Source organism: Bacillus sp. SIMBA_005 (assembly GCF_046535585.1).
Lineage (GTDB): Bacteria > Bacillota > Bacilli > Bacillales > Bacillaceae > Bacillus > Bacillus pumilus.
Genome location: NZ_JAWRWI010001287.1, coordinates 1 through 231 on the forward strand (window position 1 = coordinate 1; position 231 = coordinate 231).

At 36.4% G+C, this 231-nt stretch carries 1 protein-coding gene; it reads left to right on the forward strand.

The features are described from left to right. Nucleotides 1-12: 12 nt before the first annotated feature. Nucleotides 13-231 (forward strand): ATP-binding cassette domain-containing protein (locus SB660_RS24215; protein ID WP_410585193.1); only part of this gene is annotated, 219 nt, incomplete at its 3' end.

Below are 231 nucleotides of genomic sequence, written 5' to 3' on the forward strand. Positions count from 1 at the left end.
GAGGTATTTCTCATGACTGAGCTATATTTTGATCTTCAACATTTATCTTATGCTTATGCAGACGGCCCTAGAGCTTTAACAGATATTACTTTGCAAATACCAAAGGGGAAAAAAATTGCCCTGCTTGGTCACAATGGCGCAGGTAAATCTACGTTATTTCAACATTTAAATGGTATTTTAAAACCGACAGCTGGCACTATTTCTTTTTGTAACGAAACGCTTAGCTATTCT